At 36.8% G+C, this 25,819-nt stretch carries 27 protein-coding genes and 1 riboswitch; of the genes, 5 read left to right on the forward strand and 22 right to left on the reverse strand.

From position 1 onward, the window contains the following. Window positions 1-6 precede the first annotated feature (6 nt). From ACQKII_RS13780 to ACQKII_RS13800, 5 genes are all read right to left on the reverse strand, one after another. A complete protein-coding gene (locus ACQKII_RS13780; RefSeq protein WP_427460093.1) occupies window positions 7-840 on the reverse strand; it encodes a D-alanyl-D-alanine carboxypeptidase family protein in 834 nt (277 codons plus the stop codon). Window positions 841-1,352: 512 nt separating this feature from the next. Then, on the reverse strand, window positions 1,353-1,964 hold the full coding sequence (locus ACQKII_RS13785; protein ID WP_427460095.1) for a histidine phosphatase family protein: 612 nt from the start codon (window positions 1,962-1,964) through the stop codon (window positions 1,353-1,355). A gap of 55 nt (window positions 1,965-2,019) precedes the next feature. Continuing rightward, a complete protein-coding gene (locus ACQKII_RS13790) occupies window positions 2,020-2,442 on the reverse strand; it encodes a DUF3995 domain-containing protein (protein ID WP_427460097.1) in 423 nt (140 codons plus the stop codon). Between the two features lie 105 nt (window positions 2,443-2,547). Further along, complete coding sequence (locus ACQKII_RS13795; protein ID WP_427460099.1) at window positions 2,548-3,060, reverse strand: TetR/AcrR family transcriptional regulator; 513 nt, start codon at window positions 3,058-3,060, stop codon at window positions 2,548-2,550. Window positions 3,061-3,480: 420 nt separating this feature from the next. Then, window positions 3,481-5,169, reverse strand: coding sequence for an AAA family ATPase (locus tag ACQKII_RS13800; RefSeq protein WP_427460101.1), 1,689 nt, complete (start codon window positions 5,167-5,169; stop codon window positions 3,481-3,483). Window positions 5,170-5,262: 93 nt separating this feature from the next. Between ACQKII_RS13800 and ACQKII_RS13805 the strand changes: the two genes are divergently transcribed. Further along, complete coding sequence (locus ACQKII_RS13805; RefSeq protein ID WP_427460103.1) at window positions 5,263-5,691, forward strand: DUF5301 domain-containing protein; 429 nt, start codon at window positions 5,263-5,265, stop codon at window positions 5,689-5,691. Between the two features lie 51 nt (window positions 5,692-5,742). Here the strand turns inward: ACQKII_RS13805 and ACQKII_RS13810 are convergent, their stop codons facing one another. From ACQKII_RS13810 to ACQKII_RS13830, 5 genes are all read right to left on the reverse strand, one after another. Further along, entirely contained in the window at window positions 5,743-6,720 is a 978-nt protein-coding gene (locus tag ACQKII_RS13810) for a helix-turn-helix transcriptional regulator (RefSeq protein ID WP_427460105.1), read from the reverse strand. Between the two features lie 224 nt (window positions 6,721-6,944). Then, window positions 6,945-7,262 (reverse strand): YbjQ family protein, encoded by a 318-nt coding sequence (locus ACQKII_RS13815; RefSeq protein ID WP_427460107.1) that lies wholly within the window; start codon window positions 7,260-7,262, stop codon window positions 6,945-6,947. A gap of 12 nt (window positions 7,263-7,274) precedes the next feature. Then, window positions 7,275-7,754, reverse strand: a complete 480-nt coding sequence (locus ACQKII_RS13820; protein ID WP_427460109.1) for a nucleoside 2-deoxyribosyltransferase — start codon at window positions 7,752-7,754, stop codon at window positions 7,275-7,277. A 13-nt stretch (window positions 7,755-7,767) separates the two neighbouring features. Next, window positions 7,768-8,202 (reverse strand): GNAT family N-acetyltransferase, encoded by a 435-nt coding sequence (locus tag ACQKII_RS13825; RefSeq protein ID WP_427460111.1) that lies wholly within the window; start codon window positions 8,200-8,202, stop codon window positions 7,768-7,770. A gap of 129 nt (window positions 8,203-8,331) precedes the next feature. Next, complete coding sequence (locus ACQKII_RS13830; protein ID WP_427460113.1) at window positions 8,332-8,880, reverse strand: hypothetical protein; 549 nt, start codon at window positions 8,878-8,880, stop codon at window positions 8,332-8,334. 694 nt (window positions 8,881-9,574) lie between these two features. On the opposite strand from ACQKII_RS13830, the gene ACQKII_RS13835 reads away from it, so the two are divergent. After that, window positions 9,575-9,748, forward strand: a complete 174-nt coding sequence (locus ACQKII_RS13835; protein ID WP_427460115.1) for a hypothetical protein — start codon at window positions 9,575-9,577, stop codon at window positions 9,746-9,748. Between the two features lie 106 nt (window positions 9,749-9,854). Here the strand turns inward: ACQKII_RS13835 and ACQKII_RS13840 are convergent, their stop codons facing one another. Then, window positions 9,855-10,259, reverse strand: coding sequence for a pyrimidine dimer DNA glycosylase/endonuclease V (locus tag ACQKII_RS13840; RefSeq protein ID WP_427460117.1), 405 nt, complete (start codon window positions 10,257-10,259; stop codon window positions 9,855-9,857). Between the two features lie 722 nt (window positions 10,260-10,981). Between ACQKII_RS13840 and ACQKII_RS13845 the strand changes: the two genes are divergently transcribed. Then, window positions 10,982-11,284 (forward strand): hypothetical protein, encoded by a 303-nt coding sequence (locus tag ACQKII_RS13845; protein WP_427460119.1) that lies wholly within the window; start codon window positions 10,982-10,984, stop codon window positions 11,282-11,284. A 263-nt stretch (window positions 11,285-11,547) separates the two neighbouring features. Here the strand turns inward: ACQKII_RS13845 and ACQKII_RS13850 are convergent, their stop codons facing one another. The 3 genes from ACQKII_RS13850 to ACQKII_RS13860 form a co-directional block, all read right to left on the reverse strand. Then, a complete protein-coding gene (locus tag ACQKII_RS13850) occupies window positions 11,548-12,165 on the reverse strand; it encodes a flavin reductase family protein (RefSeq protein WP_427460121.1) in 618 nt (205 codons plus the stop codon). A gap of 191 nt (window positions 12,166-12,356) precedes the next feature. Beyond that, window positions 12,357-12,503, reverse strand: coding sequence for a hypothetical protein (locus tag ACQKII_RS13855; protein WP_427460123.1), 147 nt, complete (start codon window positions 12,501-12,503; stop codon window positions 12,357-12,359). Window positions 12,504-12,754: 251 nt separating this feature from the next. Further along, window positions 12,755-13,171, reverse strand: a complete 417-nt coding sequence (locus ACQKII_RS13860; RefSeq protein ID WP_427460125.1) for a VOC family protein — start codon at window positions 13,169-13,171, stop codon at window positions 12,755-12,757. 479 nt (window positions 13,172-13,650) lie between these two features. Here ACQKII_RS13860 and ACQKII_RS13865 point away from each other — a divergent pair, with 479 nt between their 5' ends. Together ACQKII_RS13865 and ACQKII_RS13870 are read left to right on the forward strand one after the other, a co-directional pair. Further along, complete coding sequence (locus ACQKII_RS13865; protein WP_427460127.1) at window positions 13,651-14,301, forward strand: 5-bromo-4-chloroindolyl phosphate hydrolysis family protein; 651 nt, start codon at window positions 13,651-13,653, stop codon at window positions 14,299-14,301. Continuing rightward, window positions 14,298-15,353 carry a toxic anion resistance protein gene (locus ACQKII_RS13870; RefSeq protein WP_427460129.1) on the forward strand — a complete coding sequence of 352 codons (1,056 nt, stop codon included), beginning with the start codon at window positions 14,298-14,300 and terminating at the stop codon, window positions 15,351-15,353. The genes ACQKII_RS13865 and ACQKII_RS13870 overlap by 4 nt, the downstream gene beginning before the upstream one ends. Window positions 15,354-15,445: 92 nt before the next feature. Here the strand turns inward: ACQKII_RS13870 and ACQKII_RS13875 are convergent, their stop codons facing one another. From ACQKII_RS13875 to ACQKII_RS13910, 8 genes are all read right to left on the reverse strand, one after another. Further along, window positions 15,446-15,643, reverse strand: coding sequence for a DUF6501 family protein (locus ACQKII_RS13875; protein ID WP_427460130.1), 198 nt, complete (start codon window positions 15,641-15,643; stop codon window positions 15,446-15,448). 586 nt (window positions 15,644-16,229) lie between these two features. Continuing rightward, the gene (locus tag ACQKII_RS13880) at window positions 16,230-16,961 is read right to left on the reverse strand and encodes an amino acid ABC transporter ATP-binding protein (protein ID WP_427460132.1); all 732 of its coding nucleotides are present in this window, start codon (window positions 16,959-16,961) and stop codon (window positions 16,230-16,232) included. A 12-nt stretch (window positions 16,962-16,973) separates the two neighbouring features. Beyond that, window positions 16,974-17,699: an amino acid ABC transporter permease gene (locus ACQKII_RS13885; RefSeq protein WP_427460134.1), complete on the reverse strand. Its 726-nt coding sequence runs from the start codon at window positions 17,697-17,699 to the stop codon at window positions 16,974-16,976. Window positions 17,700-17,898: 199 nt separating this feature from the next. After that, a complete protein-coding gene (locus tag ACQKII_RS13890; RefSeq protein ID WP_427460136.1) occupies window positions 17,899-18,750 on the reverse strand; it encodes a transporter substrate-binding domain-containing protein in 852 nt (283 codons plus the stop codon). A gap of 119 nt (window positions 18,751-18,869) precedes the next feature. Next, window positions 18,870-19,055, reverse strand: a riboswitch (Lysine riboswitch). Window positions 19,056-19,280: 225 nt separating this feature from the next. Next, window positions 19,281-20,504 (reverse strand): 2-oxoglutarate dehydrogenase complex dihydrolipoyllysine-residue succinyltransferase, encoded by a 1,224-nt coding sequence (gene odhB / locus ACQKII_RS13895; RefSeq protein WP_427460137.1) that lies wholly within the window; start codon window positions 20,502-20,504, stop codon window positions 19,281-19,283. A 95-nt stretch (window positions 20,505-20,599) separates the two neighbouring features. Then, window positions 20,600-23,422: a 2-oxoglutarate dehydrogenase E1 component gene (locus tag ACQKII_RS13900; protein ID WP_427460139.1), complete on the reverse strand. Its 2,823-nt coding sequence runs from the start codon at window positions 23,420-23,422 to the stop codon at window positions 20,600-20,602. Between the two features lie 232 nt (window positions 23,423-23,654). Continuing rightward, window positions 23,655-25,040, reverse strand: coding sequence for a sensor histidine kinase (locus tag ACQKII_RS13905; RefSeq protein ID WP_427460141.1), 1,386 nt, complete (start codon window positions 25,038-25,040; stop codon window positions 23,655-23,657). After that, window positions 25,037-25,711, reverse strand: a complete 675-nt coding sequence (locus ACQKII_RS13910) for a response regulator transcription factor (RefSeq protein WP_427460143.1) — start codon at window positions 25,709-25,711, stop codon at window positions 25,037-25,039. The genes ACQKII_RS13905 and ACQKII_RS13910 overlap by 4 nt, the downstream gene beginning before the upstream one ends. Window positions 25,712-25,819: the final 108 nt, after the last annotated feature.

Raw genomic sequence — 25,819 nt, forward strand, 5'->3', positions numbered from 1 at the left:
TTCCTCCTATAAAGCAGCATACGCAGCAAGTGCATCTTCAACATGGAATGGTGTTGTCCGAACATGACCAGTTGCATTCGTCGTGACAAAAATAAATACTTCATCATTTTTTTCGATAACAGATGCTAGGCAAAGCCCTGCTTCAGGCGTATACCCTGTTTTTCCACCTAGAATAGCATCCTCAACACCTGCCATTTTACTATAAAGCGTACTTGCTATCGTAAGTTTATCGGGAATATATGTTGTATAACTTTTTGTAGTCAAAATTTGGTAAAAATATGGATTTTCAATCGCATAACGAAATAACTTACTAATATCTCGAACACTGGATACATGTGCAGCATCATGTAGCCCGCTGGCATTAACAAAATGCGTATCATCTAACCCTAGTTCACGCGCTTTATCATTCATAAGTGTAACAAACTCAGACTCGCTACCTGCAATAACATGCGCAAGCGTAGCTGTCGCATCTGCTCCCGAAGCAAGTAATGTTCCATATAATAAATCTTCAATCGTCACTAAATCTCCTGCCTTAAAGCCAGCCATGGAGGCATTTTGTGCGGTAAACTCCGTGATTGTTTGTGGTGCAACCATAGTTTGTATTTGAAGATCCTCACTCGCCTCGATGGCTACAATTGCCGTCATTATCTTCGTTAACGACGCTGGATATATAATGGCGTCTGCATTTTTTTCGTATAACACTTGACCTTTTTCGTTTAGTAGTAAAGCATTTTTACTATGTAACGAAGGTAGCTCAATTACAGCTTGCTCCGACGATTGATTGGAATAAAAATAGAATGCCACAGCACATATACAACAAAGTAAAATAAATTTCTTCATAAAAAACGCCCCCCATTTTAATTATAATAGGGGACAAATCTGAATATTCCTGTAGGAAATTTATGAAGAAATTCTTAAGACTTAAAAGGGTATAAAACAATTTTGCTGTAGCGCCGTCACATGCTACGGCTTTTCGTGTTAAAATTTACCTAAATTCCTTGTTCAAAAACATTTTTTATCGAATTTTTTAGAGCGATAGTTGAGTCGCTCTTTACTTCGTTTATCCGCAAATAATTTAGAAATTAGGTAAAAACACCTATCTTCCTATCCTTAGCATTTCCAAAATGGTGAGCATTCATTGCACCAGCAAATTATTTATGTACTTCTCGTTAATGGACATATTACCAACCACACGACAATTTCAAAACATAAATTACTGACGTAAGGCAATCACTAGCTTTACATTCACAATCAGGATGGGAAGTTGAAAATGGGCGATAAAAGAGCGTGATGAATTGCAATTATGGCCAAGACCCTAAAGCCTACAAATACAGTTTAGTGTTCTCGTCGAATCAATAAAAATCATCGAAGTCTAAGGAAATTCTCTTAATCATTTTATTTGATAATTTAAAGAACACATCTTGCGCTACTTCTAGCTTTAGAGCATTTTCCTTTTCTAACCCAGCGTAGATTCCACGTAAAATCCGTCCTGTTAAACCATGAGAAACAGCAATCACTTTTGGTTCATGTTTAACGCTAACGAGCCAATCTGTTAGTCTACCTACTACTGCGTCATAGCTTTCTCCATTTGGCGCATTAAAATACCAATTATAGACATCTGAATTTTTTAAAAGGCTTGGCCAAGATTTTTCAATTTCATTGGTGGTTAACCCAGCCCAATCCCCTACATCCACTTCGATTAATCGATAGTCCATCTCTACATTTTTAACATCATAGCCAATTGCTTCACAAATAATTTCGGTACTTTTTAAGGCCCTTCCTAATGGACTTGAAATTATTTTCCACTCGTTAGGATTTCCGATTAGACTTTTCAGCATATCGGCATTTTGTCGTACTTGAGCTATTCCAACATCTGTTAAAGGAGAATCAAGCGCCCCTTGGTATCGCCCTTCTGTATTAAATTCCGTTTCTCCATGGCGAAGTAAGTAAATAATTTGATTCAATCATGATTCCTCCTTTACAATTCACAAATTATTATAATCGGATTGTACAGCTAAATCAAAACAGTACAAACATATATACTACGCCCAAGAACAAACAGAGTGGGCTATAAAACCATGTATCGTTTCTTGCAAACTGAGAATGTTTTATCTTTTTGAAAAACCCAACATATTTAAAATCACCGATCGCTCGGATAAAGAAAATACAAGAACCAACAATACAGCCAATTCTGGTAATGGTGTTTGCTTGAATGCTTTGTAAATAACCGCCTTGCACAAGCATCAGCATTGCCGCTATGACAATAAAGACTGCCACCAATAGTGTCCCCGTTTTCTTAGGAACAAAAGCGGGTCGTTGCTCCCCCTCCTTTACAGGTATGGCAACGTCAGAGCCCCAACGGCCCCCATAAGCCCAATAAACATGTAGCATACTAATCAGGAATAACACACTTACCGCTAATAGAATCAACATCAGTTTCATTTGTTTGCCTCCAATATCATTTAGTTTCCAAGAACATACACTACCGTATGTTATGATATTTAATTTGTCCCTACAGGTTATACAACTTGTTAGGGACATTCGTTATTATATGTTTAGTAATAGCTCAAACATTTTTTCTATATCAAAATTTGGATTTGCGTCAATTCTAGTCATCCATCCTACATATGTTAAATAAGCAAGTCTCGCTCGATCTATAGCTAGTGAATCGGCTATGCCCTTTTTTTGATATAATTGTGCCACGCAATTAATTCTTTGTTCCTCTATTTCTACTAAACGAGCTGCCACAAGTGTGTTGAATTTTGCCCATTCATAAATACCAACTTCAATTTTTTTATCATGACAAAAACTTATTCGTAATAGCTGCTCTAATGATGCATCCTTTTGCTCCATACTCTGAATGATTCGCTGTGTTGCATGTATTTCCCAATAATCGATCATCGAATCTAATAGTTCTTGATGATCACGAAAATAGTGATAGAAGCTCCCTTTGCTTATTTTCAGTGAACGAGAAAGTGCTTCGATGCGAACTTTATGTATTCCTGCTTCGGCTAATTGGTTTAAACCAGCCTTTACCCAATCTTCTCTCGTTAATTGCATAATTCACCTCTACATTAAGATACGGTAGCGTATGTTTCTATCAGAATACTTCTTAATCAAAACTTTGTCAATTTAATTTCATCTATCTTCAAACCATTTCATTAAATACCTATAATAGTGGATACACCAACAAATCCTGCTCAGCATAAACAGTATGGGGCAAATAGAGGCTTGTTCTAGTTTCCTATTCTTGACCTTTATGTTCTTTATTAATATGAATATTGTTGTTAACAGTAATATTTATGCGCAAAAATGTTGGTAAAATACAAGCCATGAACAAAATCACAGAGGCTAGTTTTTTCATCATTTTCTCCTTTATTATCTAAAATTATCTACTAACGATACTACTATTTATATGAATATATGATCATTAAAAAGACCAAAACGCAGTTGCATTTTGATCTTTGTCTATTGCACTTATTAAAATGTACGATTAAAAAGGTTTTCTGCTATAGCTTGAAGAATATCCGTTTCAATAAACGACATCAGCTCTTCTCTGGAAATATGCTGCTGCTGGATTAAACGATTCGATTGGATGGTCACCAACTTTTCAAATAAGTTTCGGATATAACGGCCATTTGAGAAATTAGTAATGGATTCAACAGGAATTTGATGTAACTTTGTTTTCATATGATGAGCAAATGTTTCGCCATATTGATAATCGTTTTGCTTGCATAGCATAGCAAAAATATCATATAGCTCGTCTGTACTAAAATTATCAAACTGTACAAAATGATTAAAGCGCGATTTAAAGCCAGGATTGGCTTGTAAAAAATCCTCCATCAGTTCTGTGTAACCTGCCACAATAATGACTAAATCATCGCGTAAATCTTCCATTGCTTTTAACAAGCTATCGATAGCCTCTTTGCCAAATGCATCCTGTTTATCATTAATCAGCGAATAAGCCTCGTCAATAAAAAGCACACCACCAGTCGCTTTTTTCACGACTTCTTGTACCTTCAACGCTGTTTGTCCAACATATCCTGCTACTAAGCCAGCTCGGTCAGTTTCTACAAAATGTCCACTGGAAAGTACACCGAGGTGTTTATAGATTTGGCCGATTATACGAGCTACTGTCGTTTTCCCTGTCCCTGGGTTACCTGAAAATACAAGATGATAGGTAATAGGGAAACTTGTTAAACCATGGTCTACACGAAGACTTTGAATTTTAATAAAATTGATGAGATTATGTAATTCTTTTTTAGCATTCGGGAGCCCTACTAATCCATCTAACTGCGCCTGAAGCTTCTCAATCTCCCGCTCGACTTCTGGCGTAATTCGCAAACGTTCGCCATGTATAAATTCACCGCTGTAAATAATCTTGCCTTCTTCATTGTAATAATCCCCACGGCCATGCTTGTCTCCATTTACAAGTTCACCAATATAGGAAGCCTGTCCATTTACATAATAGAGAGTACCTTTTCCAGTCATAGCATCCTCTTTAAATTGTCCTTCTGCTTCAAGCAAACCTTGCCGTGAATAGACTTTTCCTTTACCGTGTTTCATGTCCTCAAAAAAATAACCTTCATACTGTAGTTTCGTTACACCGGTTGCAAGCTCCTCGGCAGTAGGCGTTTCGGGCGTATAATAGAGCTTTCCTGCACCCTGCATATGATTCCACATAAAATCGCCTTCGTACTGCAAAAAACCATTTGGGTAATATTGTGTGCCCTTGCCCTTCTTCATGCCATGCACAAAATCACCCTCAAATTGCGGATGATTCAACTGCGTATATTGCGTACGAAGCTCTTTATACGGAGCAATCACATCTTCTTCATAATACAAAATGCCATAACCATCCATTAAATCATTACGAAAATGACCTTCGTAATATTTCTTGCCATCCTTATATAATATGCCATTTCCTTGTTTCTTATTTTGAATAAATTCACCCTGATAAATCATTTGGCCTTTTAAATACATCATGCCGTTGCCCTGCTTCATATGATTGAGGAATTCACCTTCGAACAATCGTTCACCGTCCTGATCAAAAATTGTACCCTTCCCATCATAAATGTCATGACCAAAATCATTTTTCTTGACGCCACCACGATACATTACGATGCCATTTGGATAAAAAAGTTCTTTTTCTTCATAATTATGTGTCATTTCATTGCCATCCTTTATCATTTCAGTATATGCTCAATTATAGCGTGGAATGGAATACATAAGAGCGAATTTTTAGAATTTAAGGAGATCAACATGAAAAAAAGATACAAAATATTTTTCGTCATTCTACTCCCCCTTATTATTCTCTATGTAGCAACAATGCTACTTACAAGAGATTCAACTTTTGATAAGGAGGTATTGGAACCACTCGATATCGAACATATTAAAGAAATTGAAATCATTCGAGCATCCGACGAAAAAACAATCAATATTTCTGATGCAGCTAGGATTGATCAAATCATGCAACACTTGAATGACCAACCCCTCAGAAAAGTACGTTTTTCCAACCCAGACTTTGAAGAGGCTTATTGGCTAACACTACGTATTAATGATGAACGATCAATTGGCATGCGTCTGGATGATGCAAAGCATCTATACGTTTTTTTATACGAGGAAAATTATATGAAGGATTACAAGTTATTAGATGACATTGATTTAACATTTTTCGAAGATTTATTTTGAGGACAAATCGAAAAGGGCTGTCCAAAAAGTAAAGACAGCCCCCCTCATTTATTAAATATAACGATAGTTTTGTTGCATAGATTGTATGATGCCAATCATTTCTTCTCTTAATTCAAGTGGCTCTAGCACCTCAATATTCGCACCTTGGCTCAATAACCACATCTTAATACCGTGTCCAAAAACTTCTGCTTCAAATAGGCATTGACCTTCTTTACTTGACAGCATTTTAGCCGTAGGTAATCGATCTAATACTGCCTGTGGCGATAAGCCTTTAAATATAAATTTCATATGCATGAGCTCACCAGCGTGCATGAACTGAATACGCTTGCGAAACTCCCCTTCCTGAAAACGCTCAGAATAGGGGATTTGAAATTTCTTATCAAGCTCAAGATAATGTTGTATACGATCGATGCGGTACACAATTGGCAAATCCTTTTCATGCTTACTATCATAAGCTATTAAATAAAAATAATATTCTGAGAAAATAACGCCAAGTGGCTTTAAGATTATTTCAGAAGGAATTGTTTCGCCTTCACGCAAATAGTCAATTTTAATCAACTTCTTCTTTTGAATAGACGCTGAAATAGCCCAAATTAGATGCAATAAGGACTTTCTATGATTCAAATCCACGTATAAGTGTTTTTCATTTAAAATGATATTATGAATAAGCTCCTGTTTATCTGCAGCTACAATAGAAATGAGATTATCAATAATATCACTCATTTCCGATTTGAGTAATGCTCTCGATTCGATTAGTATTTTAACAATCGCTAACACTTGCTCTTTCGATAAAATATTTTTTCCAGTATTCGTTAGCTTGTATACCTTTTCTGTCCGCACATAGGCTAAATGACAATCTAATTTAGCCTGTTCAATATACGCTCTGATTTGATCTAAATCACGTTGTATGGTTTTTTCACCAACTTTATGTGTAAATGCTTCTTGCTTTTTGCTTATTCCTCGGCCATCCATCAGTCTGTCAAACATTGAAATGACACGATAGCCTTTATTTTGTTGTAAATCCACCATATATCCCACTCTTTCACCATAGTTACGTTCTCATTATACTAAACGAGATGGACACCATTAGTCCTTTTAACTATAGAATTTCTATATTTTTGGTATAATTGGTACTATACTAATTTAACAACAAAACATCATAAAACAGACTGAACATACCACTTTTCTGTCATAATTAACAATATTAAGACAAAAAAAGACTCCAATCAATATGACTGAAGCCCTAGTATAAATTATAGCTTTAATTTCACTGCTGTACCATATGCTAATACTTCGGAAGTACCATCCATAACAGACGATGTGGAAAATCTTACACCAACAATTGCATTTGCGCCTAATCTTTGGGCTTCTTCTGTCATTGCCTTTGTGGCAATTTCTCGGGAGCGAACAAGCATTTCTGCATACGCCTTCACTTCTCCACCCACAATATTACGGAGCCCTGCAATCATATCACGGCCAAAGTTTCTAGATTGCACTGAATTCCCCTTGACTAGGCCGAGCGTTTCATCAATGTCTTTTCCAATAATCACATCCGTTGTAGACATTAGCATCCGCGACTCCCCCTATAATTTCAGTTTTACAATTGCTTGAACAGCCTCTTCAATGGAAGAAGCAATAATGCCATTGCGTTTAATCAAGCCGATTACAAATAAATTACGATAAACAAACTGGTTTTCGATACCATCTCGAACAAGTGCTTCAATTTTCATCATATTTTCTCGCCCTTGCTGACGAACATCCGTAAATACGCCAACAATTGGGCGATTGAGCATTGAAAAAGCACCAATTTCAGCTGCAACACCTGAATCTATTTCTACACCATCTAATACCGCAACTAATACATCACTACTTTGCAGCATCGTTAAATCCGCCTCTGCAATCGCTAAACTATCCGCATATGTTGTTTTATCATTTATTGCATCATTCTCCTGTGGTACGTATAATTCAATGCCTGGTACAGCCTGTCGAATTGCTGCTGCGAGTTGCTCGTTGACTAAACGATCTCCTAAAGAAAATAACCCGTTTGCTAAATATGCCTTCATAACTATTAACTCCTTAAAGTAGCGATTTTTCAAAAATTATTTTATGTCGACCCTTGTCGTCAATAAATGTAGAAACAATGTCAAAACCATGCTTAATATTTGTTATGAGCATAGCTTTCCTTACATTTCTACCATATGTACGTACAATTTTATAACCAAGTAATTGTATTCTTTCGTGTTGTTTTTTCATTAACTGACTTGCAATTCCTTGACCACGCATGCCTTCATGAACGCCACCTAGCCAGCTATAAAAAACACCATCGGGATGTGTATAACCTAACTTAAAACCTATTATATGCTCATTCTCTACTGCGAATAAACAAAGTAACCCTTCTTTACTTTCTAGTTTCGCTAGAGGCAGATTTGCTCCATTAAATACATGGGCATGAATGCTCTGCAATTGGTTCAGCCAAGCATATGGTACACCCTCTATCGCAACGATATGCATTCTTTATCACCCCTATCTTCATCATCTTAATTATAGCAGAAAAGGGTTTTTTCTTCGTGGGCAAAGAATTTTGCTAATTACGCCGAGGCGTAATTGATAGCTAGGCTAGAAAAGTATACAGCATTCTCCCTAACCATATAACATTGCTGGTACACGTACACTTTGTAAATATTCTGCAAGTTTCCCAGCAAATACTTCCTCTAAATAAGGCAATTGTGCGATGCAATGCGGTGTCATTAACGCCGGATTTTGATAGACCTTCAACCCCCCGGCTTTTAAAAGCATCGCTACAAATTGAGAACAAAAGTAAGCACGCTCTCTTCTCACTTCCTTTTGTACCATAACACCAAATAACCCAATAAAATTGTATTTATAACGATCTCGATTCCAATGCATATACTGGACGATTTGCATCATTTCTAAATACTGATAATGTGATACCTTGCAACGATAAATAACGCAGTCAGCGGCTTCAAACAATCCTGATTCTGCATCCTCTCGTAAAAATCCTCCGCTTAAAGGGTTATTTAGTTGTCTTCGCCCGAAGCTATACATTTCAAAGAGGCCGTCATCAAATGAAACAGATGCATGATTCATCTCTTTGCCGGTATACATGCCAATAGCTTTTGACAATAATGTACCTGTTTTTGTTAAAACTATGTAAATGGTATATGCCATATCTTCACCTACTCCAATATTCTCAGCTATTACAAATACGTATTAGCACTTCATTTGGTTTCGTATTTTCTACTTTTTCAAGCATACAATTTAAATCTTAAGTTTTTCCTTTCGAGAACCTGAAGATTTTCTTAAGTTTTACCTATATTTGCACGTATTTAGTAAATGATAGATTCGATTCTATCAACGTTTAGAAGCTCCTAATTTTTCACTACTTTATTTATATGTCATTCATTGTATTGTTATGTGGGGGGAATTTAGGGTACACTCAATTTTTTTCTGGATGCTTGAGGTACCAAATTATCCTGGCAGCTGCATTCGTTAAAGAATCGAGTTCGTCCTTCGATCTACAAATGCTGTGGCTTTTTTATGTTATCATTATTTTAACAAATATTAGGGGGTATTCCAATGAGTGTATTCGCAGCTTTTACCTTTGCTATGACTGCTTCGGTCATTTCTGTGCTTAATGACATGAAGATTAAGAAATTAGAAAAAAGAATTGAAGAACTTGAAAAAATAAGCTGAAATAAGTCTTTTTCATAAACTGTTTTCTAAAAGATTGTTGCTGCCCTATATAGTAGAGATATTAAATAGAACATCTTACCATAAATGAATTTTGATAGTCGTTAAGATAAACATTAGGCAGATTTAATCCATTAAATAACACCAAAAAATAAGTGAGGTTGATTTTTTAATGATGCTTGTAGGACCTTTACTGATGGCTCTTATACCTGGAATTCTAATTTTGACGATTACGTGGTGGCTTGTAAAAAAAGATTCTTCTTTTTTAGTAAAGTCGTTGCCTGGAGCTTTAGCCATTATTGCTGCTGCGATTAAACAACTCTGTAAGTTGCCAGTTCAATGCTGAGGCTTTTTCATACAAACCCACTTTCTACTTTTCTTTGCAATATTTTTTCTGAGCTGTAGCATGTGAAGAAGCTGCGGCTTTTTTATGTTACAATTGGCATAATTCTTTACTGAGACAACAGTGTATCATTTACGTACCTACATAAACTATTGTACCTATCCTCTTCATAATCTTTCTGACCACGCATAAATTTTTCCTTTAGATTGTAATAGCAAATTTGAAGATATTCCTTGTCGTGATGATTTTTAAAAGGTTTAACATTCTTAACTGATTCTAAATCTTCAAAGTATTTATTCATTTTTTCATATGTCCTAATTTTATAACCACGATTCTTCATTTCATCAATTATTTTTTCTGTATAAACATACAAATCGTCTTTAGGATATTCGTATATATAATTAATTAATATGTGCTTATCTTCTTTGGCAAATATACTATTTAATTCTCTCCACTGTGAAAGTAGTTGTCCTTTTGGTAGATACGCTAATAAATCCACATGCCATAATCTCATTCTTTATTTCTCCTTATTTTTAATAATACGGTTCTATTATTAATTATCAATCCAAAAATATTACATTGAATTGATTTTCTATAAATATTTGCATTATATAGCAATAGGTAAGACTTTGAAGTTCTCCATCTGTTCCCCTGCTCCACACCGTACGTGAGAGTTTCCCCTCATACGGCGTTCCATCTTATTCCTTTAGACTAAAGCAACGAAATTGGTTTAATTTCTTTAATTGTTTACCATACATATTCCGCATGTCGTAGTGTTGTACTCACCGATGGATTGGTACTCCTTTCATAACAAAAGTCCCATCATCTTACTCGACCCTGTGAGTTTCATTTAGTTGATTTAGTTTTCAAAGGGTAAGATGTAGGGCTATGCCGCCACGATCGTTACTCGCTTCATTCGTACTGTTCCCCTACTTTCACAAGGATAAAGAAATTTCGGCATACGCCTTATATTCACCATTCCGATAATAGTCGTTTGAAATGGATGTCCTTAGGCGCTTACTATGAGCCTGTTCATTTCCCTGCTGATGACTTTACAAATAAGAATAAAGTGATTTCATATGAGGCTAAAAACATTACTCCAGAAGAATTCCCTAAAATGTCTTAATTTTTCGATTAGTCAATATTAGAAACCATATTTCTTTTTCTAAATTAGAGTAGTATAAAAAATTGATAAAAACAAACAATGAATAATAAAAATAAAATTGAGGTGTATTTATGGAACACTTTCCAACTATACATACAAATTTTTGGGATGCCGTAATAGCTATCCCTGTGATTATGATCCTTACTCAACTTTTAAAGAAATTTTTTCATATCAAACCAATTTGGGTTCCTTCAATAGCATTAATAATTGGTTTACTTATTTCAATTTTTATTAGTCATCGACATAATCTACTCGCAGGCATATTTATGGGTTGGTTTTATGGATACTCAGCTATTGGAAGTTACGCATCCTTAAAAACTACGCTCATTGCTTACAGACAAAAAAACAAAAAATCAATATCATCACCTAAATAAGAGTCTTCTGGTCACTTGCCCCTCCATCTTAGATTAAAAACGTATTCCAACCAGTGGTAATTCTAAAGCTATAAGACTCACCCATCCTTCATCGTAATCTCAGTGCTGATATCCTAACATTGTTCCATGTGAAATCCCTCTTCTCCACAAATTATTTTGATGAGCGGAAAGAAGAGATGAAAAAAAGAACAGTCTCAAATGTAATTGAGGATCTGCTCTTTTTGTGATATTATCTGCACTACTTTAAAGAAAATATATTTTTATCATTCAGCTCTAAAGGTTTTACCTAACTGGTTACCAAGACCGAAATAATGACGGAAATTATAGATAAGCGGGCTCCATTTATTGGGGTCAATATAATTTTCGCCAGTCAGAATATCCTTATGCGCATGTACATGTATAACTTGTACTTCAACAATTGCAAAATCAGTGGAATAATCAGGCATACGAATATGTTTTACTATCGCCTCAATTTGAATAGGGCACTCCTTAATCCGTGTAGGTTTTACTGTTTTAGATTCAGCTGGAGTTAATTTACTAATAGCGTATTTTTCTTTTTCAAATGTAAATCCATTCTTTTTCTTATATTCTGGAACGGGATTTTTCCCTGTAAAAGGAGCTAATTTCTCAACATTTTCCCATAAAGAAGGACTTGGAACATTAATTACACATTCAGGATGTCGTTCTAAATTTTCAATCGTTTTTCCCCCAAGGCCAATTCCTAAAATAATATAATCTCCTAATGCCCATGATGATGAAAGGGGGCTAATATTTACGGATCCATCCTCATTTAGCGAATTTAATAAAATCACGGGTGTTCCGTAGTAGAGAATTTTAGGCTTAATAATTTCTGTGTGAGGAACCTGCGTCATTTTTTCCATTTTTACTTCTCTCCTATCCATATCTTCTTCAATATTTATAATAGGATATAAACATTTAGATTATCATCGAAATATGGATTTCATAAGAAATATGAACAGTCGTCAATGGAAATTTGTGCGTACAATGTTTTAAAGGGAGACAGGTCGCCTCCCTCACAGTCCAAAATTTTAAATGTAGTAAATTAACTTTATCACTTACGAACGCTGCCATGTCTTGTATTAAGACTTCTACCACCGTCATTCTCCCAACGATCAATGTCCCAACCATCATCGCCCCAGCCATCAGGTATTTCTCCACCAAGAACCAAGGTATCCGTTCTTTTGACTGCAATACTCATAATTTCATCAATGACATTTTACATCATCCTTTTAAAAAATATTTCATATTTATATTATGTAAGGATGTATGTTTTCGTTCATAGCCAAAAAAGGATGTTGTGTTACCTGATTTATGGATTTTTGGAGAGATGTTTGACAAGCACTTGCTATTGCAGGTCTTTTTTTATTATTAAAGACTGTTCATCCAAAAATACAAAGAAAAAAGATGATACCTGTTAAGACATCATCCTTAGCAAATAAAACCCGCGTTTTATCCTTGAGTCATTGCGCTTTCATCCATATACGCCACTTCCCATAAATGACCGTCTACGTCCTGAAAACCCCATACATACATAAATCCGTGATCTTGAGGGTCACTCGAAGATTTACCGCCAGATGACAGTGCCTGATTAACCAAGTCGTTCACTTGATCTCGACTTTCAGCTGATAAACAGAAAATCGCTTGTGCCGAAGTAGTAGTATCCACAATTTCTTTCTTACTAAACGCTTTGAAACGTTCTTCCAGCATTAACAAAGCAAAGATATTGTCACTGATAATCATACTTGCTGTGTCCTCAGTGGTGAATTGTAAGTTGAACGCAAAACCTAGCGCTTTGAAAAAATCAGTAGACTTTTTCAGGTCTTTCACCGGTAAATTGATAAAGATATTTTGGGATTGAAATGCCATTTATTATCACCTCCTGTTAACATTATCACAGGCAAAAAAGCTCTGTCAAAATTGTGAAAGAGCTTTTTCATATATTGCAGAAACACCACACTACGATTCAATAATAAGCTTTAGCAAATCACTTAAAGCATGCGGCAATAATTGCTTTGAAATAGATGGTCCAATTCAATGTTAGTTGTTTCTTTCTTATGGCAAACTTGCACTAATTCCATCGCGGCAATAGCAGCTAACTCACCAGCCAATGAAGCTGTATTTAACAGTTAGTCACGTGATAGTATTACTACTTACATATAAAAGTTAGATTTGTCCAATTGGATATTATGGTTGTTAGGTGAAAGTTTCATTTTTATATTAGGTATTATCATTGAGAAACTCAGCAAATAGAAGTAAAATTTATGTAAGGGTTATTTCATTGAAACTTTATGTCGAATTTTTCGTATAACTAGTTAGACATATTGAAAAGCAAGGAGGAAGAAACTATGCTCAGTGTCGGACAGTTTTTATCTAGACATACCGCTAGCTTAATTTTATCATTATCAACTGTTTCTATCGCAGCAATTGCGGCAAATCCAGGAATCTTCCTTGGTGGTTTATTGTTCGCTGGAACTTACGCAACGAGTACCAAGTTGCTGAAACATAGCCAAAAAAAGAAAGTCATGCAATTAGCAGGTATTTCAAAGGAAGAATACAAACATATTGATTCACAAATTTCAACAGCAAATAAGCATATTCAATCATTAAGTCAAAACTATTTACGCGTTCGTTCTGTTGCAGCCTTTAAACAATTACTTGAAATGACACGAATTTCAAAAAATATTGTCAAAATGGTCAAGACAGACCCTCGTAAGTTTTATAATGTTGAACAATTTTTTTATGCGCACCTTCCTTCGGCAGTAGAATTAACTGATAAATACACAATGCTTTCAAAACAACCTGTAAAGGATAAAGAAATCCAAATCACCTTGTCAAAGACACGAGAAACATTAACGGATTTAAATGATACCATTCAAATTGACTTAAAAGATGCGCTTTCAAATGATATCGATCATCTTCAAATGGAAATTGAATTCGCTAATCGTTCCACTAGTAAACGGAAAGCACAGCTAGAATGGCGGGGCGATGATAAGTGACAGCAAATAGCGAGCGTATTTTTCATTTAGATACCTTACAAGGTGTTTCACCACTAGTGCATACCTATTTAGAAGCAACAACTGAGGAGGCGATGGCGACATATGAAACGCTATCGCCTCTTGCGCAAAGTCGCGCGCTGCTAGCTGCTAGTCAAATTGACCTTGCTAATTTCGAATCTGTTTTATCATTAGGGCAAGGTTCCCAGCGTTCCCTCTCTCAATTTGCCGATCGCATGCTTGCGCAGGTTAAACAAAAGGACGTCACAAAGATCGGCCAAATGCTTGATTCTTTAATGCAAACGTTGGACCGTGTCGATCCCGCTGCCTTAGAACCTAAGAAACCGTCCTTCTTTAAAAAAATGTTTAGTAAAACGGGTCCTACAGTTAAACAAACGTTAACTGAGTTTGAACGCATTAGTATTCAAGTGGAGCGTATTGGTGTGCAGCTGGAGCGTGCTCAGCTCCAACTCTTTGATGATGTAGACATGCTCGAACAATTATATTCGCATAATAAAGGATTTTTTGAGGAGTTAGCCACTGCCATTGCAGCAGGGCAAATGAAGAAGCAGCAAGTTATCGAAAAAGAATTGCCAGCAAAAGTAGCAAGTGCTGAAACGAATAAACAACCGCTTATTATCCAACAGCTCAATGATTTTGCTGAACAAATTGAACGTCTTGATCAACGAATTTATGATTTACAGGTTTCTCAGCAGGTAGCCCTACAAACAGCACCACAAATACGTATGATTCAGAAAGCGAATCATACACTCGCAGAAAAAATTGAATTTTCAATTGTCACACTGATTCCACTTTGGAAAAATCAACTGGCAATGATGTTATCGATGAATATGGATAATCATTATGCACAACTAGAGGAAAGACTGGCACGTACAAATGATCGCATTACTAGCTCTAGCTTTGAACAACAGGTAACGAAGTTTAAAGAAACACAACGCGAGCTTCGATCAGCTATTCAAGATGTCTTTGCACTGCATACAGCGACAGAAAAAGAAAAGCAGCAGCTCCAGGATGTAACTGAACTGAAGAGATAGTAGCGCAACGTAATCATCATAAGTGCATATACACCTTAAATAGAAAGAAGGGGTGTCTCAACATTAAATTTGAGACACCCCTTCTTATTTACTCATCCAAAATAATCTTTATAGTATCCGCCAATATTCCCAGTATTGTCGATAATGAATAAGAATTCTTCTGTTTCATTTTTTATTTCATATTCTTTTCCTACTGTTAATACGTTTGAAACTAAGTATTTTGATGCATTAGTATGTTTGCAAGTGACTGTGCGTAGTGTTGGTGCATCTTTCCATTTTAAATGTAACATAATCTCTTTACCTCTCTTTACTAGCACTTGGCTAACGTCAAATTTTTATCCTGCACGAATGAGTGTTCAGTGCTCACTTAACACGAAGTATGAGTAATACTTCGAACTGGGCAATCAAACACCCCTTAGTACCGAATTGGTTCTGGCCAACAAGATGTTGGTCACGTAGGTGGTGCCACCGGATGTGGCGTTCTTCACCTAAGTTCCTAAATATAATCGCTGGAGTGATGAATAATACCCCATCGATTATGTTTCACTCTATTTTATACGATTTTCGTGCTTTTGTGGAGAAAAAAACCATAGAAGTTCATATTTTGTCTGCAAAGACTGTTTGCATGTCCATTTAAACCTGATACAATTCATACAAGAGGTGTTTGTTAATGAGCTTTGGTGGTGTACCGCAATGGTTTTTTATCATTGCTATTGCATTTGTGATTTGCTTTGTTTTGTATTCAGAATGGAATTCTAGAAAATAAGTGAGCCTGTAAAACGGCTCACTTATTCATATTTTTCATGTTACCCGTCTCGCTAAATCGGCACCGAGGTATTGGTTATCCCTTGACAACATCCGATGAAAACTTTCACTTTATTTCAAAGTTCGTTTTAAGAACTCTTTTGTTCGTTCGTGTTCTGGATTTACTAATACTTTAGATGGTGAGCCCTCTTCTACAATGACACCTTTATCCATGAATACGACACGATCTGCAACTTCCTTCGCAAACTCCATTTCATGTGTCACGATAAGCATTGTATTGCCCGCATCGGCTAATTGACGCATTACTTTCAATACTTCGCCTACCATTTCTGGATCAAGTGCTGAAGTCGGTTCGTCAAATAGCATTACTTCAGGATTCATGGATAGAGCACGTGCAATTGCGACACGTTGCTTTTGGCCACCCGATAGCTGACGAGGCTTCGCATTAACATATTGCGCCATACCAACGATTTCAAGGTATTTTAAAGCCGTTTTCTCCGCTTCCTCTTTCGAGCGTTTTAACACCTTTATTTGACCAACTGTACAGTTTTTAAGGACATTATGATTATTAAATAAATTAAACTGCTGGAACACCATGCCTAAATGTGTACGATATTTTTGAATATTGTGCTTCTCATCTAAAATATTTTCGCCCTTGAAGATAATTTCGCCACCACTTGGTATTTCCAGTAAATTAATACAACGAAGTAGTGTTGATTTGCCTGATCCTGAAGAACCGATTAAACAAACTACCTCTCCCTTTTCTACCTGAAAATTCACATCTTTTAACACTTGGTTACGTCCAAATGATTTACTTAAATGTTCAATTTGAATGACTGCCATTTGTGCGTCCCCCTATAATGTCTCTTTCTGTTCTTTTTGATAAGCATCTGGGCCATCAAGTCTTTTTTCTACATATAGTAAAATACGAGATGCTGTAAATGTCATGATAAAGTACAGCACACATGCGACGAAGAACGATTCAAAATATCGGAAATTATTGCCGGCAACAGATTTTGTTTGAAAGAATAATTCCGTAACACCAATAACATTTAATACCGCTGTATCTTTAATATTCATGATTAATTGATTACCTGTAGCAGGCAAAATATTACGAGCAACTTGTGGTAATACGACATGCATCATAATTTGGAAATGATTCATACCAATTGCAGATGCTGCCTCGTACTGTCCTCTATCAACAGAGACAATCCCACCACGCACGATTTCAGCCATGTATGCACCCGTGTTGAGCGAAACTACTAAAATACCAGCTGTAATAAAGTGCATATCAATACCAAAAGCAATATCTAATCCGTAATATACCACCATTGCTTGTACAATCATTGGTGTACCACGGAAAAACTCAACGTAGCATGTCAGTATAAAGTTTAAAAGCTTTAAAATGTAATGCTTTACGCTCTTTTTACGTGTCGGAATGGTATGCATAATTCCGATGAAAAATCCGATGAATGCACCAATAATTGTACTAATTGTTGAAATAAGTAACGTATAATAAGCGCCCCGTAAAAACATTTGCCAGTTGTTTTCTATTATAGAAATAATCCATTCAAAACTCATGATGCTCCTCCTAACAACTTCTTGTTGCTTGTTCATATCATTTATGCCCTGGTCTTAATCGAGTCTTAAATTTGAATTGTGCATGCTTCTTTCAAATTATGTGACAATTACCCAAGACATTACTACTTATTCAATGTGGATTCACTGAATAGAAGTAAAGATAGATTACACGGGCTACTGATTAGCCCGTGCATCCATATTATTGTGCTGCTGGTTGTTGAAGAATTGCATCTTCCATAATTTTTTGTCGATCATCTTCAGAAATACCTTTTAGGATTTCGTTGATTTTATCTAAATTAGCATCACCTTTACGTAAACCAACTGCAATAGACGTATTTGAGATATCTGTATCAAATCCTTCTTCAAATGACACAAATGCAAAGTTTTCATTTGCAGCTGCAGCTGAAATACCTTCTGGACGTTCAGCTACATAGCCATCGATTTTTCCAGCTTGTAACGCCACACGCATTGCTGAGAAGTTTTCCATTGCTGTTTGTTTGTTAACGCCTTTGATTTGATCGATAACTTCGTAGTTAGAAGTATTTAATTGAGATGTAACCTTTGCACCAGAAAAGTCTTGGATTGATTTGGCATTTTCATATTTACTACCCTTTTTAATAACCATAACAAAATCTGATGTATAGTAGTTTTCTGTGAAGTCAATTGTTTCTTTACGTTCCTTTGTAGGAGACATCCCCGCTACAATGGCATCAATTTTATTTGATTGTAAAGCTGGCACTAGACCGTCCCACTCAAGTTTCACAATTACTAATTCTTTTCCTAAACCTTCAGCCATTTTTTTCGCCATTTGTACATCATAACCGCCTGCATATTCAGCATTATCAGCGATTTTCACAGCACCATTTGCATCACCTTGCTGTGTCCAATTGAATGGAGGATAGCCAGCTTCCATCCCTACACGGAATTCGCCACCTTCTTCATCTGTACCAGCATCTCCAGTCGTCTTATCTTTTTTGTCGCTAGTACCACATGCAGCTAATAAAATTGCAGTCATAGCGGCTAACATAAATAACAACCATTTTCTTTTCATGTAAAACTCCCCCTTTTCTGTAAAAAAATAAAGCAACTGTACAAAAAAACGACCTAAGTTCAGAACTTAGGTCGTACCTTTATTGACAGTTGCCCAAATCCTCACTATAATTTCCATGTATCCGAGATAGCACAACCTAGTAAACTGGAATTATATCTACTAGGACAGTCCTGCACTTATTCACTGCAGACCCAGCATAAAAGTATGAGCTCCTTTTATACTTCGGCGACATTTCCTTCTCCATTGCGTCCTCGCTTGCTTAAACTCAACAATGAACTAATAAATATCGCGCCTCTACCTCACAAAGGAACGTGAGGTTTGTTTATTTAATTGATAATTAGATACTACTATAAAAATAGTCTATGCGTCAAGAAAGTTTTATCATTTTTCAGACTAATGTTTTAATTCCAACGGATATTTTCTAGTATTTTTCTATTATATCCAAATGTTGTTAGTTAAAAAAATACCATATATTTACTCATCCATGATAAAAAACTCCTCCAAAGTGATGGAGGAGTATACTACTATTATTAAGAATTCAACAATAAATCTTCTGGATTTTCAAGTAATTCTTTAACAGTTTTAAGGAAACCTACAGAATCTTTACCATCGATAATACGGTGATCGTAAGATAACGCTAGATACATCATTGGACGGATAGCTACTTCTCCATCAACTTCAACAGGGCGTTTTTTAATAGAGTGCATTCCAAGAATCGCTGCTTGTGTACCGTTCATAATTGGTGTTGACATTAATGAGCCGAATACACCGCCATTAGTGATTGTGAATGACCCACCAGATAGGTCGCTTAAACCTAATTTTTTGTCGCGTGCTTTTTTCGCCAAGTCTGCAATTGAATCTTCAATTTCAGCAAAGTTTTTACGGTCAGCATCACGTACAACTGGTACTACTAAACCTTCTTCCGTTGATACAGCTACACCGATATCATAGAAGTTGTTTAAGTGAATTTCATCACCAGCAATTTGTGCGTTCACATATGGGTATTTTTTAAGCGCTGCAACTACTGCTTTTGTGAAGAATGACATGAATCCAAGTTTAGAGCCAGTTGATTCAAAGAATTGATCTTTTTTACGAGAACGTAATGCCATAACGTTCGTCATGTCGACTTCGTTAAATGTTGTTAGCATAGCTGTTGATTGCTTAACTTCAAGTAAACGTTTTGCGATTGTTTGACGACGACGGCTCATTTTTTCAACTGTCACTCGTGATTCGTCCACAGCTACCACTGCTTTAGGTGCTGCAGGAGCTGCTTGTGGTGTTGCCACTGGTGCTGTACCATGAGCTGCAACATCTTGTACACGTACACGGCCTTGTGGGTCTACTGGAGATACAGCAGCAAGGTCAATGCCTTTTTCACGCGCAAGTTTACGAGCTGCTGGAGATGCGATTACACGCTCACCAGAAGTTTCTTCTACAACTGGAGCTGCTGCTACAGGGGCAGGAGCTGCTTGTGGTGCTGCAGGTGTTGCTGCTGCTGTTGGAGCAGGAGCTGCACCTTCGCCAGCTTCTACAACTGCGATAACTTGACCAACAAGAACAGTATCGCCTTCTTCAGCTAAAATTTGTGTTAACACACCCGCTTCTTCAGAAATGATTTCAGCGTTTACTTTATCTGTTTCAAGTTCAACGATGAATTCACCTTTTTCAATGCGGTCGCCCACTTTTTTTACCCACTGTGCAATACTACCTTCTGTAATCGATTCTGCTAACTCAGGGACTTTAATTTCAGCCACTTTCATTTCCTCCTTTGATTAACGTGCATAAAGTATGCACATAAAAGGGCTACCGCCTAAGGCAAATAGCCCAGCTTTCAGTAATAACTATATGATTATTTCACTTTTACCGATTCAGCAACTGCTTCATCAATAATTGCTGCCTGAGCTGCTTTATGAGAATCTGCATCGCCTTCTGAAGTCGAACTCATTGCAGGACGACCTACATAACGAAGTTTTTTACCTTCAGAAAGTTCATATAATGTTTCTAATGCGTAATTCCAAGCACCTTGATTTTTAGGCTCTTCTTGTACCCAAGCAATCTCTTTTGTATTTGGGTACTTAGCTATAATATCAGCTACTTGCGCTGATGGGAATGGGTAAAGTTGTTCTACACGTACAATGTGTATGTGATCGAAGCCTTCTCCATCTTTTATGCGGTCTGCTAAATCAATCATTACTTTACCAGTACCTAGTAAAATACGTTCTACAGATTTAGTTTTTGCACCTAAGCCTGGTTGCTCGATTACTTCTTGGAATGAGCCATTTGCTAATTGTTCAGCATTCGCTGCTGCCAATGGATGACGCAGTAGTGATTTTGGTGATACAACAACAAGTGGACGTACCCCTTCAGTTTCTAGCATTGCTGCTTGGCGACGTAGTAAGTGGTAGTAGTTCCCTGCATTCGAGCAGTTTGCTACAAACCAGTTATTTTCAGCTGACATTTGTAAGTAACGTTCCATACGACTTGAAGAGTGTTCAGGACCTTGACCTTCATAACCGTGTGGTAAAAGAATAACGAAACCAGATTTTTGACCCCATTTAGAGCGTGCCCCTGAAATGAAGTTGTCAAACATCACTTGTGCCATATTGGCAAAGTCACCAAATTGTGCTTCCCAAACTGATAAGACATTACCTCTTTCTAAATTGTAACCATATTCATATCCTACTACCCCTGCTTCAGTAAGCGGTGAGTTGTGAACTGTAAATGATGCACTTGCACCAGAAATATGGTGAAGTGGTGTGAATACATTACCATTGTTTTTGTCATGTAACACTAAGTGACGTTGTGAGAACGTACCACGTTGTGCGTCTTGACCAGTAAAACGTACAGGTGTGCCATCTTGAATAATTGTAGCATATGCTAAAGTTTCAGCATGACCCCAGTCGATTTTTGCAGATGCAAAAGCATCACGACGTTTTTCTAAAATTTTGCCAAGTTTATTTTGTGGTTGGAAGTCTTGCTCAAATACTAGAAGTTCTTCGTTAATTTTTCCTAATCGTTCAGCACCTACAGCTGTTTCGATTTGTGGGAATTCCACTTTTAACTCTTCTGGCATTTCCAAATGCTTATGCTCATCTTTATCTGCCATTTCTTTCACATGATCATAAGCAGCTTGCATTTCTGCATAGATAGCTGTATCCAGTGCAGTTACGTCATCCTTAGAAACGACACCAGCAGCAACTAATTGTGCACCATATAATGCACGTACAGTTTCGTGTTTAGAGACAAGTTTATATACTTCTGGATTTGTTACAGTTGGATCATCCGTTTCGTTATGTCCATGACGACGGTAACCAATCAAGTCGACGATAATATCTTTCCCAAACTTTTGACGGTAGCTAGCAGCAAAACGTCCCACTTGTACAACTGCTTCCGGACTATCTGCGTTAACGTGTACAACAGGTACTTCATAACCTTTTGCTGGGTCAGAAGAATAAACAGATGAACGAGAGTCATGCAACTCCGTAGTGAAGCCGATCATATTGTTGGCGATGAGATGAATTGTTCCACCAGTTGAGAAACCTTCTGTTTTCGAATAGTTTAACACTTCTGTTACAATCCCTTGACCTGGGAACGCCGCATCACCATGAACAAGGATTCCTAATCCTTTTCCTGGGTTATGAACAGCTTGGCCTGGATTTGACGTATCATCTTGCGTTGCACGAGTAGAACCTAAAACAACCGGATTGCCAACTTCTAAGTGAGATGGGTTATAGGCAAGTTTTACATTCATACCTGACTCACGGCTATAGGAAGCACCCATATGGTATTTCACGTCGCCAGTCCAACCTTTTGTAATTTCAAGACGACCATGTTGTGGTAAAAATAGCTCGTTTGAAACGTGTGCAAAGTCAGAAAACATCATATCATATGGTTTATTTAGGATGTGCGTAAGTACATTTAAACGACCACGGTGCGCCATACCGATACGCACATTTTCAACGTTGCTTGTTTCTGCAGTTTTTAAAATTTCATCAAAAAGGACAATTTGTGTATCAAGACCTTCACCAGAGAAACGTTTTTGACCAACAAATGTTTTATGAATAAATTTTTCAAAGTTTTCAACACGTGTTAAACGGTCTAATAACGCTTTTTTCTCGTCAGAAGCTAATGTTTGTTTTAAAGAACCAGATTCAATTTGTGCTTGAATCCAATCGCGTTCTTCTGTCACTACTACATGACCATATTCAAATGCCATTTTATCTGTATAAACAGATTTTAAGTAATCGATTGCATCTTTACCATTTTTCACGCCTGCTGGTACATCTTTGAAGAAGATAGCAGCAGGAATTTCAGCTAAATCTGCTGAGCTTAAGTTGAACGCGCTTTCTTCAATTTGAGCGGTTTGAAGTGCTCGGTTTTTTAGAGGATAGATATCTGCTGCTAAATGACCGTGTGCACGAATTGTATCAGCTAATTTAACAGCTGCTAATATTTTTTTATAGTCGCCTGCAGGAGCGGCTGAGCTACCAACTACAGCTACTTCACCATCTGCTACTACTGGTGCACCAAATTGTTGGAATAATGATACTAACTCCGGTTCTACTTCTTCAGGAGACTGTAAGAATAAGTCGTATTGCTCCATCACATATCCTAGGTTAGGACCTGAGAAAGCTGACCATGGAGAACTTACAGTTGTAACGTTGTTCGACATGAAAAATGACCTCCAAATTTTGCCTATCGGCAGTTCCATTAATTAAATTACAATTAATTATATAATATTTCTTCGCTCATTAAAAGGATGTTTGACACAACTTATCCATAATTTAAAGAACGTTTTTTCCATCTCAATCTTACTACTCTTCACAGAAAATACAACTCTTTTCAGTAAATTAAGCAATTTTTTTCCCAAAGAATAGAATTACGGAATAAAGTGCATATTTCCCTTAATATTTCAGCGGTATTTTCACAAAGAAAACGGTTCCAACATTCTTCTCACTCTTGACTTCTACAGATGCATTATATTTCTCAAGTAACATTTTTGAAATACTTAGTCCTAAGCCAGTACCGCCAATTTGGCGATTTCTTGCCTCATCCACTCGATAAAAACGATCAAAAATATAGGGAAGGTTTTCCTCATCTATACCGATCCCATTATCAGCTATTTGTATATGCGCTTCTTTGTGATCTGCCGAAACCGAAATATTGACTTCAGGAGTTTTTTCACAATAACGAATAGCATTCTCTATTATATTACGAACAATTTGACTAAGTGCATTTTCAGTTATAAATAAAAGACCTATTTCTCCATCGTTCGACAGCGTTATTCGAGCTTCTGGATGGTATCGCTCTATTTCAGCAATGACTCCTTCTAATACTACCATTGCATCGGCCTCACTCATGTCGTCCTTGTCCTCACGACGCGCAAGTTCTAGCAGCTCTTCAATCATCTTACGCATACGTGCAATTTCCGTTAGTGAAGTATCAATGGACTCTTCTAAAATTTCCGGATCATCCTTGCCCCATCTTTTCAAGAGGGAAAGATGTCCTTCAATTGCTTGAATAGGCGTACGAAGCTCATGTGAAGCATCTGCAACAAATTGTTGCTGCTGCGTAAATGAGATTTGTAGTTCATTCATCATCGCATTGTACATTTTCAACAAATCACCAATTTCATCCTGTGATGTATACGAAAGTTGTATTGGTTCATTAAACCCCTTATCCATTACCGTTTTCATTGACGAGCGTAGTGCATGAAGTGGTTTCATTAAATAATTCGCGAGATAAAAACCAATTGAACCTGATAATATCAGAGCTCCAACTCCCGCAATCAGCATAGCTGTCAACAAATAATTCATTAATGATTCAAAGCCTGTTAGCGGATGAATGACTTGAATATAGCCTTGGAAAAAGCCAAGCCGAATAGGTTCATTTGCTACAAAGACATCTTTTTTGTCAACTGTCATTTGTACGATTTCTCGCATTGAAGTAAGTGGTGCTGCTGAAGATGCATCATTGATGCGCAAGACCTCAATACCATCTATATTAAATAGTCTCACGGACTGATCTCGGTCCACAATCGAGTTTAATAAACCAGTGTTTTGCTGTATTTGTTGAATCGAAATATTTGGCCCCTGTGACTCTAAAAAAGACACTATATCATCGCTTGTCCGTTTCACTTTACTTTCTTCATCATTTAATAACCATGTATGTAGTGAGACATACACAACTATACAAATAATCGCATAGCTAAAAAAAATAACAGCACTAGAAGTGAGCATCCATTTTCTCTGCAATGATAGATTGAGAGCATATTCTTTTAATTTCTTCATTCACGCATCACATACCCTACTCCACGGACCGTCTCGATATAGGCATTCATATCTCCCGGCAGTTTTGTACGTAAGTGCCGGATATAGACATCAACCACATTCGTCTCAATATCTGTATCATACCCCCAAATGGAAGTTAAAATCAGTTCGCGTGTACATACTTTGTTTTTATGCTCTACTAATAGTTTAAGCAAATCATATTCGGTTTTTGTTAGGTCAAGCTTTTCACCTTGTACAAAAACTGCATAAGCCGCAATGTCAATTTCTATATCACGAAAATCTAACGTAACACCTGTTTTTTCTTCCGGTGTAATACGTCGCAAAATTGTACGTATTCTTGCTAGTAATTCTTCAATGGCAAATGGTTTTACAATGTAGTCATCGGCTCCTGCATCTAAGCCTGCTACTCGATCCATTACGGCATCACGTGCTGTTAATAGAATAATCGGCACTTTGGACTGCGTGCGTACACGGCGGCAGATTTCTATACCATTTATGCCAGGAAGCATAACATCTAATAATAACACATCAAAATCTTCAGAAGTAGCAAGAGCCAATCCTTCGCGACCTTCAGAAGCGACTGTGACGATGTATCCTTCGTGCTGCAACTCTAGCTCAACGAAACGTGCAATATGTTTCTCATCTTCTACTAATAATATCTTTTTAGGCATGTCATCACCTTCTTATTCAAAATAACTGATACTTTCAACAAAGAGGATTGTTGGTATTACCACAGCTATAGCATAACACCAAGTAAAAAGTCTGTACCACAAGTAAAT

It is taken from the genome of Lysinibacillus sp. NPDC048646, assembly GCF_050272295.1.
Lineage (GTDB): Bacteria > Bacillota > Bacilli > Bacillales_A > Planococcaceae > Lysinibacillus.

Bases quoted from the DNA above. Each gene is read 5' to 3' on its own strand.
- ACQKII_RS13820 (WP_427460109.1), bottom strand. From the start codon at position 7,754: ATGAAGGCATATTTAGCAAACGGGTTATTTTCTTTAGGAGATCGTTTA.
- ACQKII_RS13900 (WP_427460139.1), bottom strand. From the start codon at position 23,422: ATGTCGAACAACGTTACAACTGTAAGTTCTCCATGGTCAGCTTTCTCA.
- ACQKII_RS13890 (WP_427460136.1), bottom strand. From the start codon at position 18,750: ATGAAAAGAAAATGGTTGTTATTTATGTTAGCCGCTATGACTGCAATT.
- ACQKII_RS13800 (WP_427460101.1), bottom strand. From the start codon at position 5,169: ATGACACATAATTATGAAGAAAAAGAACTTTTTTATCCAAATGGCATC.
- ACQKII_RS13860 (WP_427460125.1), bottom strand. From the start codon at position 13,171: ATGGCATTTCAATCCCAAAATATCTTTATCAATTTACCGGTGAAAGAC.
- ACQKII_RS13905 (WP_427460141.1), bottom strand. From the start codon at position 25,040: ATGAAGAAATTAAAAGAATATGCTCTCAATCTATCATTGCAGAGAAAA.
- ACQKII_RS13795 (WP_427460099.1), bottom strand. From the start codon at position 3,060: ATGCAATTAACGAGAGAAGATTGGGTAAAGGCTGGTTTAAACCAATTA.
- ACQKII_RS13850 (WP_427460121.1), bottom strand. From the start codon at position 12,165: ATGGAAAAAATGACGCAGGTTCCTCACACAGAAATTATTAAGCCTAAA.
- ACQKII_RS13875 (WP_427460130.1), bottom strand. From the start codon at position 15,643: ATGTTACATTTAAAATGGAAAGATGCACCAACACTACGCACAGTCACT.
- ACQKII_RS13810 (WP_427460105.1), bottom strand. From the start codon at position 6,720: ATGGTGGATTTACAACAAAATAAAGGCTATCGTGTCATTTCAATGTTT.
- ACQKII_RS13780 (WP_427460093.1), bottom strand. From the start codon at position 840: ATGAAGAAATTTATTTTACTTTGTTGTATATGTGCTGTGGCATTCTAT.
- ACQKII_RS13880 (WP_427460132.1), bottom strand. From the start codon at position 16,961: ATGGCAGTCATTCAAATTGAACATTTAAGTAAATCATTTGGACGTAAC.
- ACQKII_RS13790 (WP_427460097.1), bottom strand. From the start codon at position 2,442: ATGAAACTGATGTTGATTCTATTAGCGGTAAGTGTGTTATTCCTGATT.
- ACQKII_RS13815 (WP_427460107.1), bottom strand. From the start codon at position 7,262: ATGCTAATGTCTACAACGGATGTGATTATTGGAAAAGACATTGATGAA.
- ACQKII_RS13845 (WP_427460119.1), top strand. From the start codon at position 10,982: ATGGAACACTTTCCAACTATACATACAAATTTTTGGGATGCCGTAATA.
- ACQKII_RS13825 (WP_427460111.1), bottom strand. From the start codon at position 8,202: ATGCATATCGTTGCGATAGAGGGTGTACCATATGCTTGGCTGAACCAA.
- ACQKII_RS13805 (WP_427460103.1), top strand. From the start codon at position 5,263: ATGAAAAAAAGATACAAAATATTTTTCGTCATTCTACTCCCCCTTATT.
- ACQKII_RS13885 (WP_427460134.1), bottom strand. From the start codon at position 17,699: ATGAGTTTTGAATGGATTATTTCTATAATAGAAAACAACTGGCAAATG.
- ACQKII_RS13835 (WP_427460115.1), top strand. From the start codon at position 9,575: ATGATGCTTGTAGGACCTTTACTGATGGCTCTTATACCTGGAATTCTA.
- ACQKII_RS13910 (WP_427460143.1), bottom strand. From the start codon at position 25,711: ATGCCTAAAAAGATATTATTAGTAGAAGATGAGAAACATATTGCACGT.
- ACQKII_RS13855 (WP_427460123.1), bottom strand. From the start codon at position 12,503: ATGAGTATTGCAGTCAAAAGAACGGATACCTTGGTTCTTGGTGGAGAA.
- ACQKII_RS13830 (WP_427460113.1), bottom strand. From the start codon at position 8,880: ATGGCATATACCATTTACATAGTTTTAACAAAAACAGGTACATTATTG.
- ACQKII_RS13865 (WP_427460127.1), top strand. From the start codon at position 13,651: ATGCTCAGTGTCGGACAGTTTTTATCTAGACATACCGCTAGCTTAATT.
- ACQKII_RS13840 (WP_427460117.1), bottom strand. From the start codon at position 10,259: ATGAGATTATGGCATGTGGATTTATTAGCGTATCTACCAAAAGGACAA.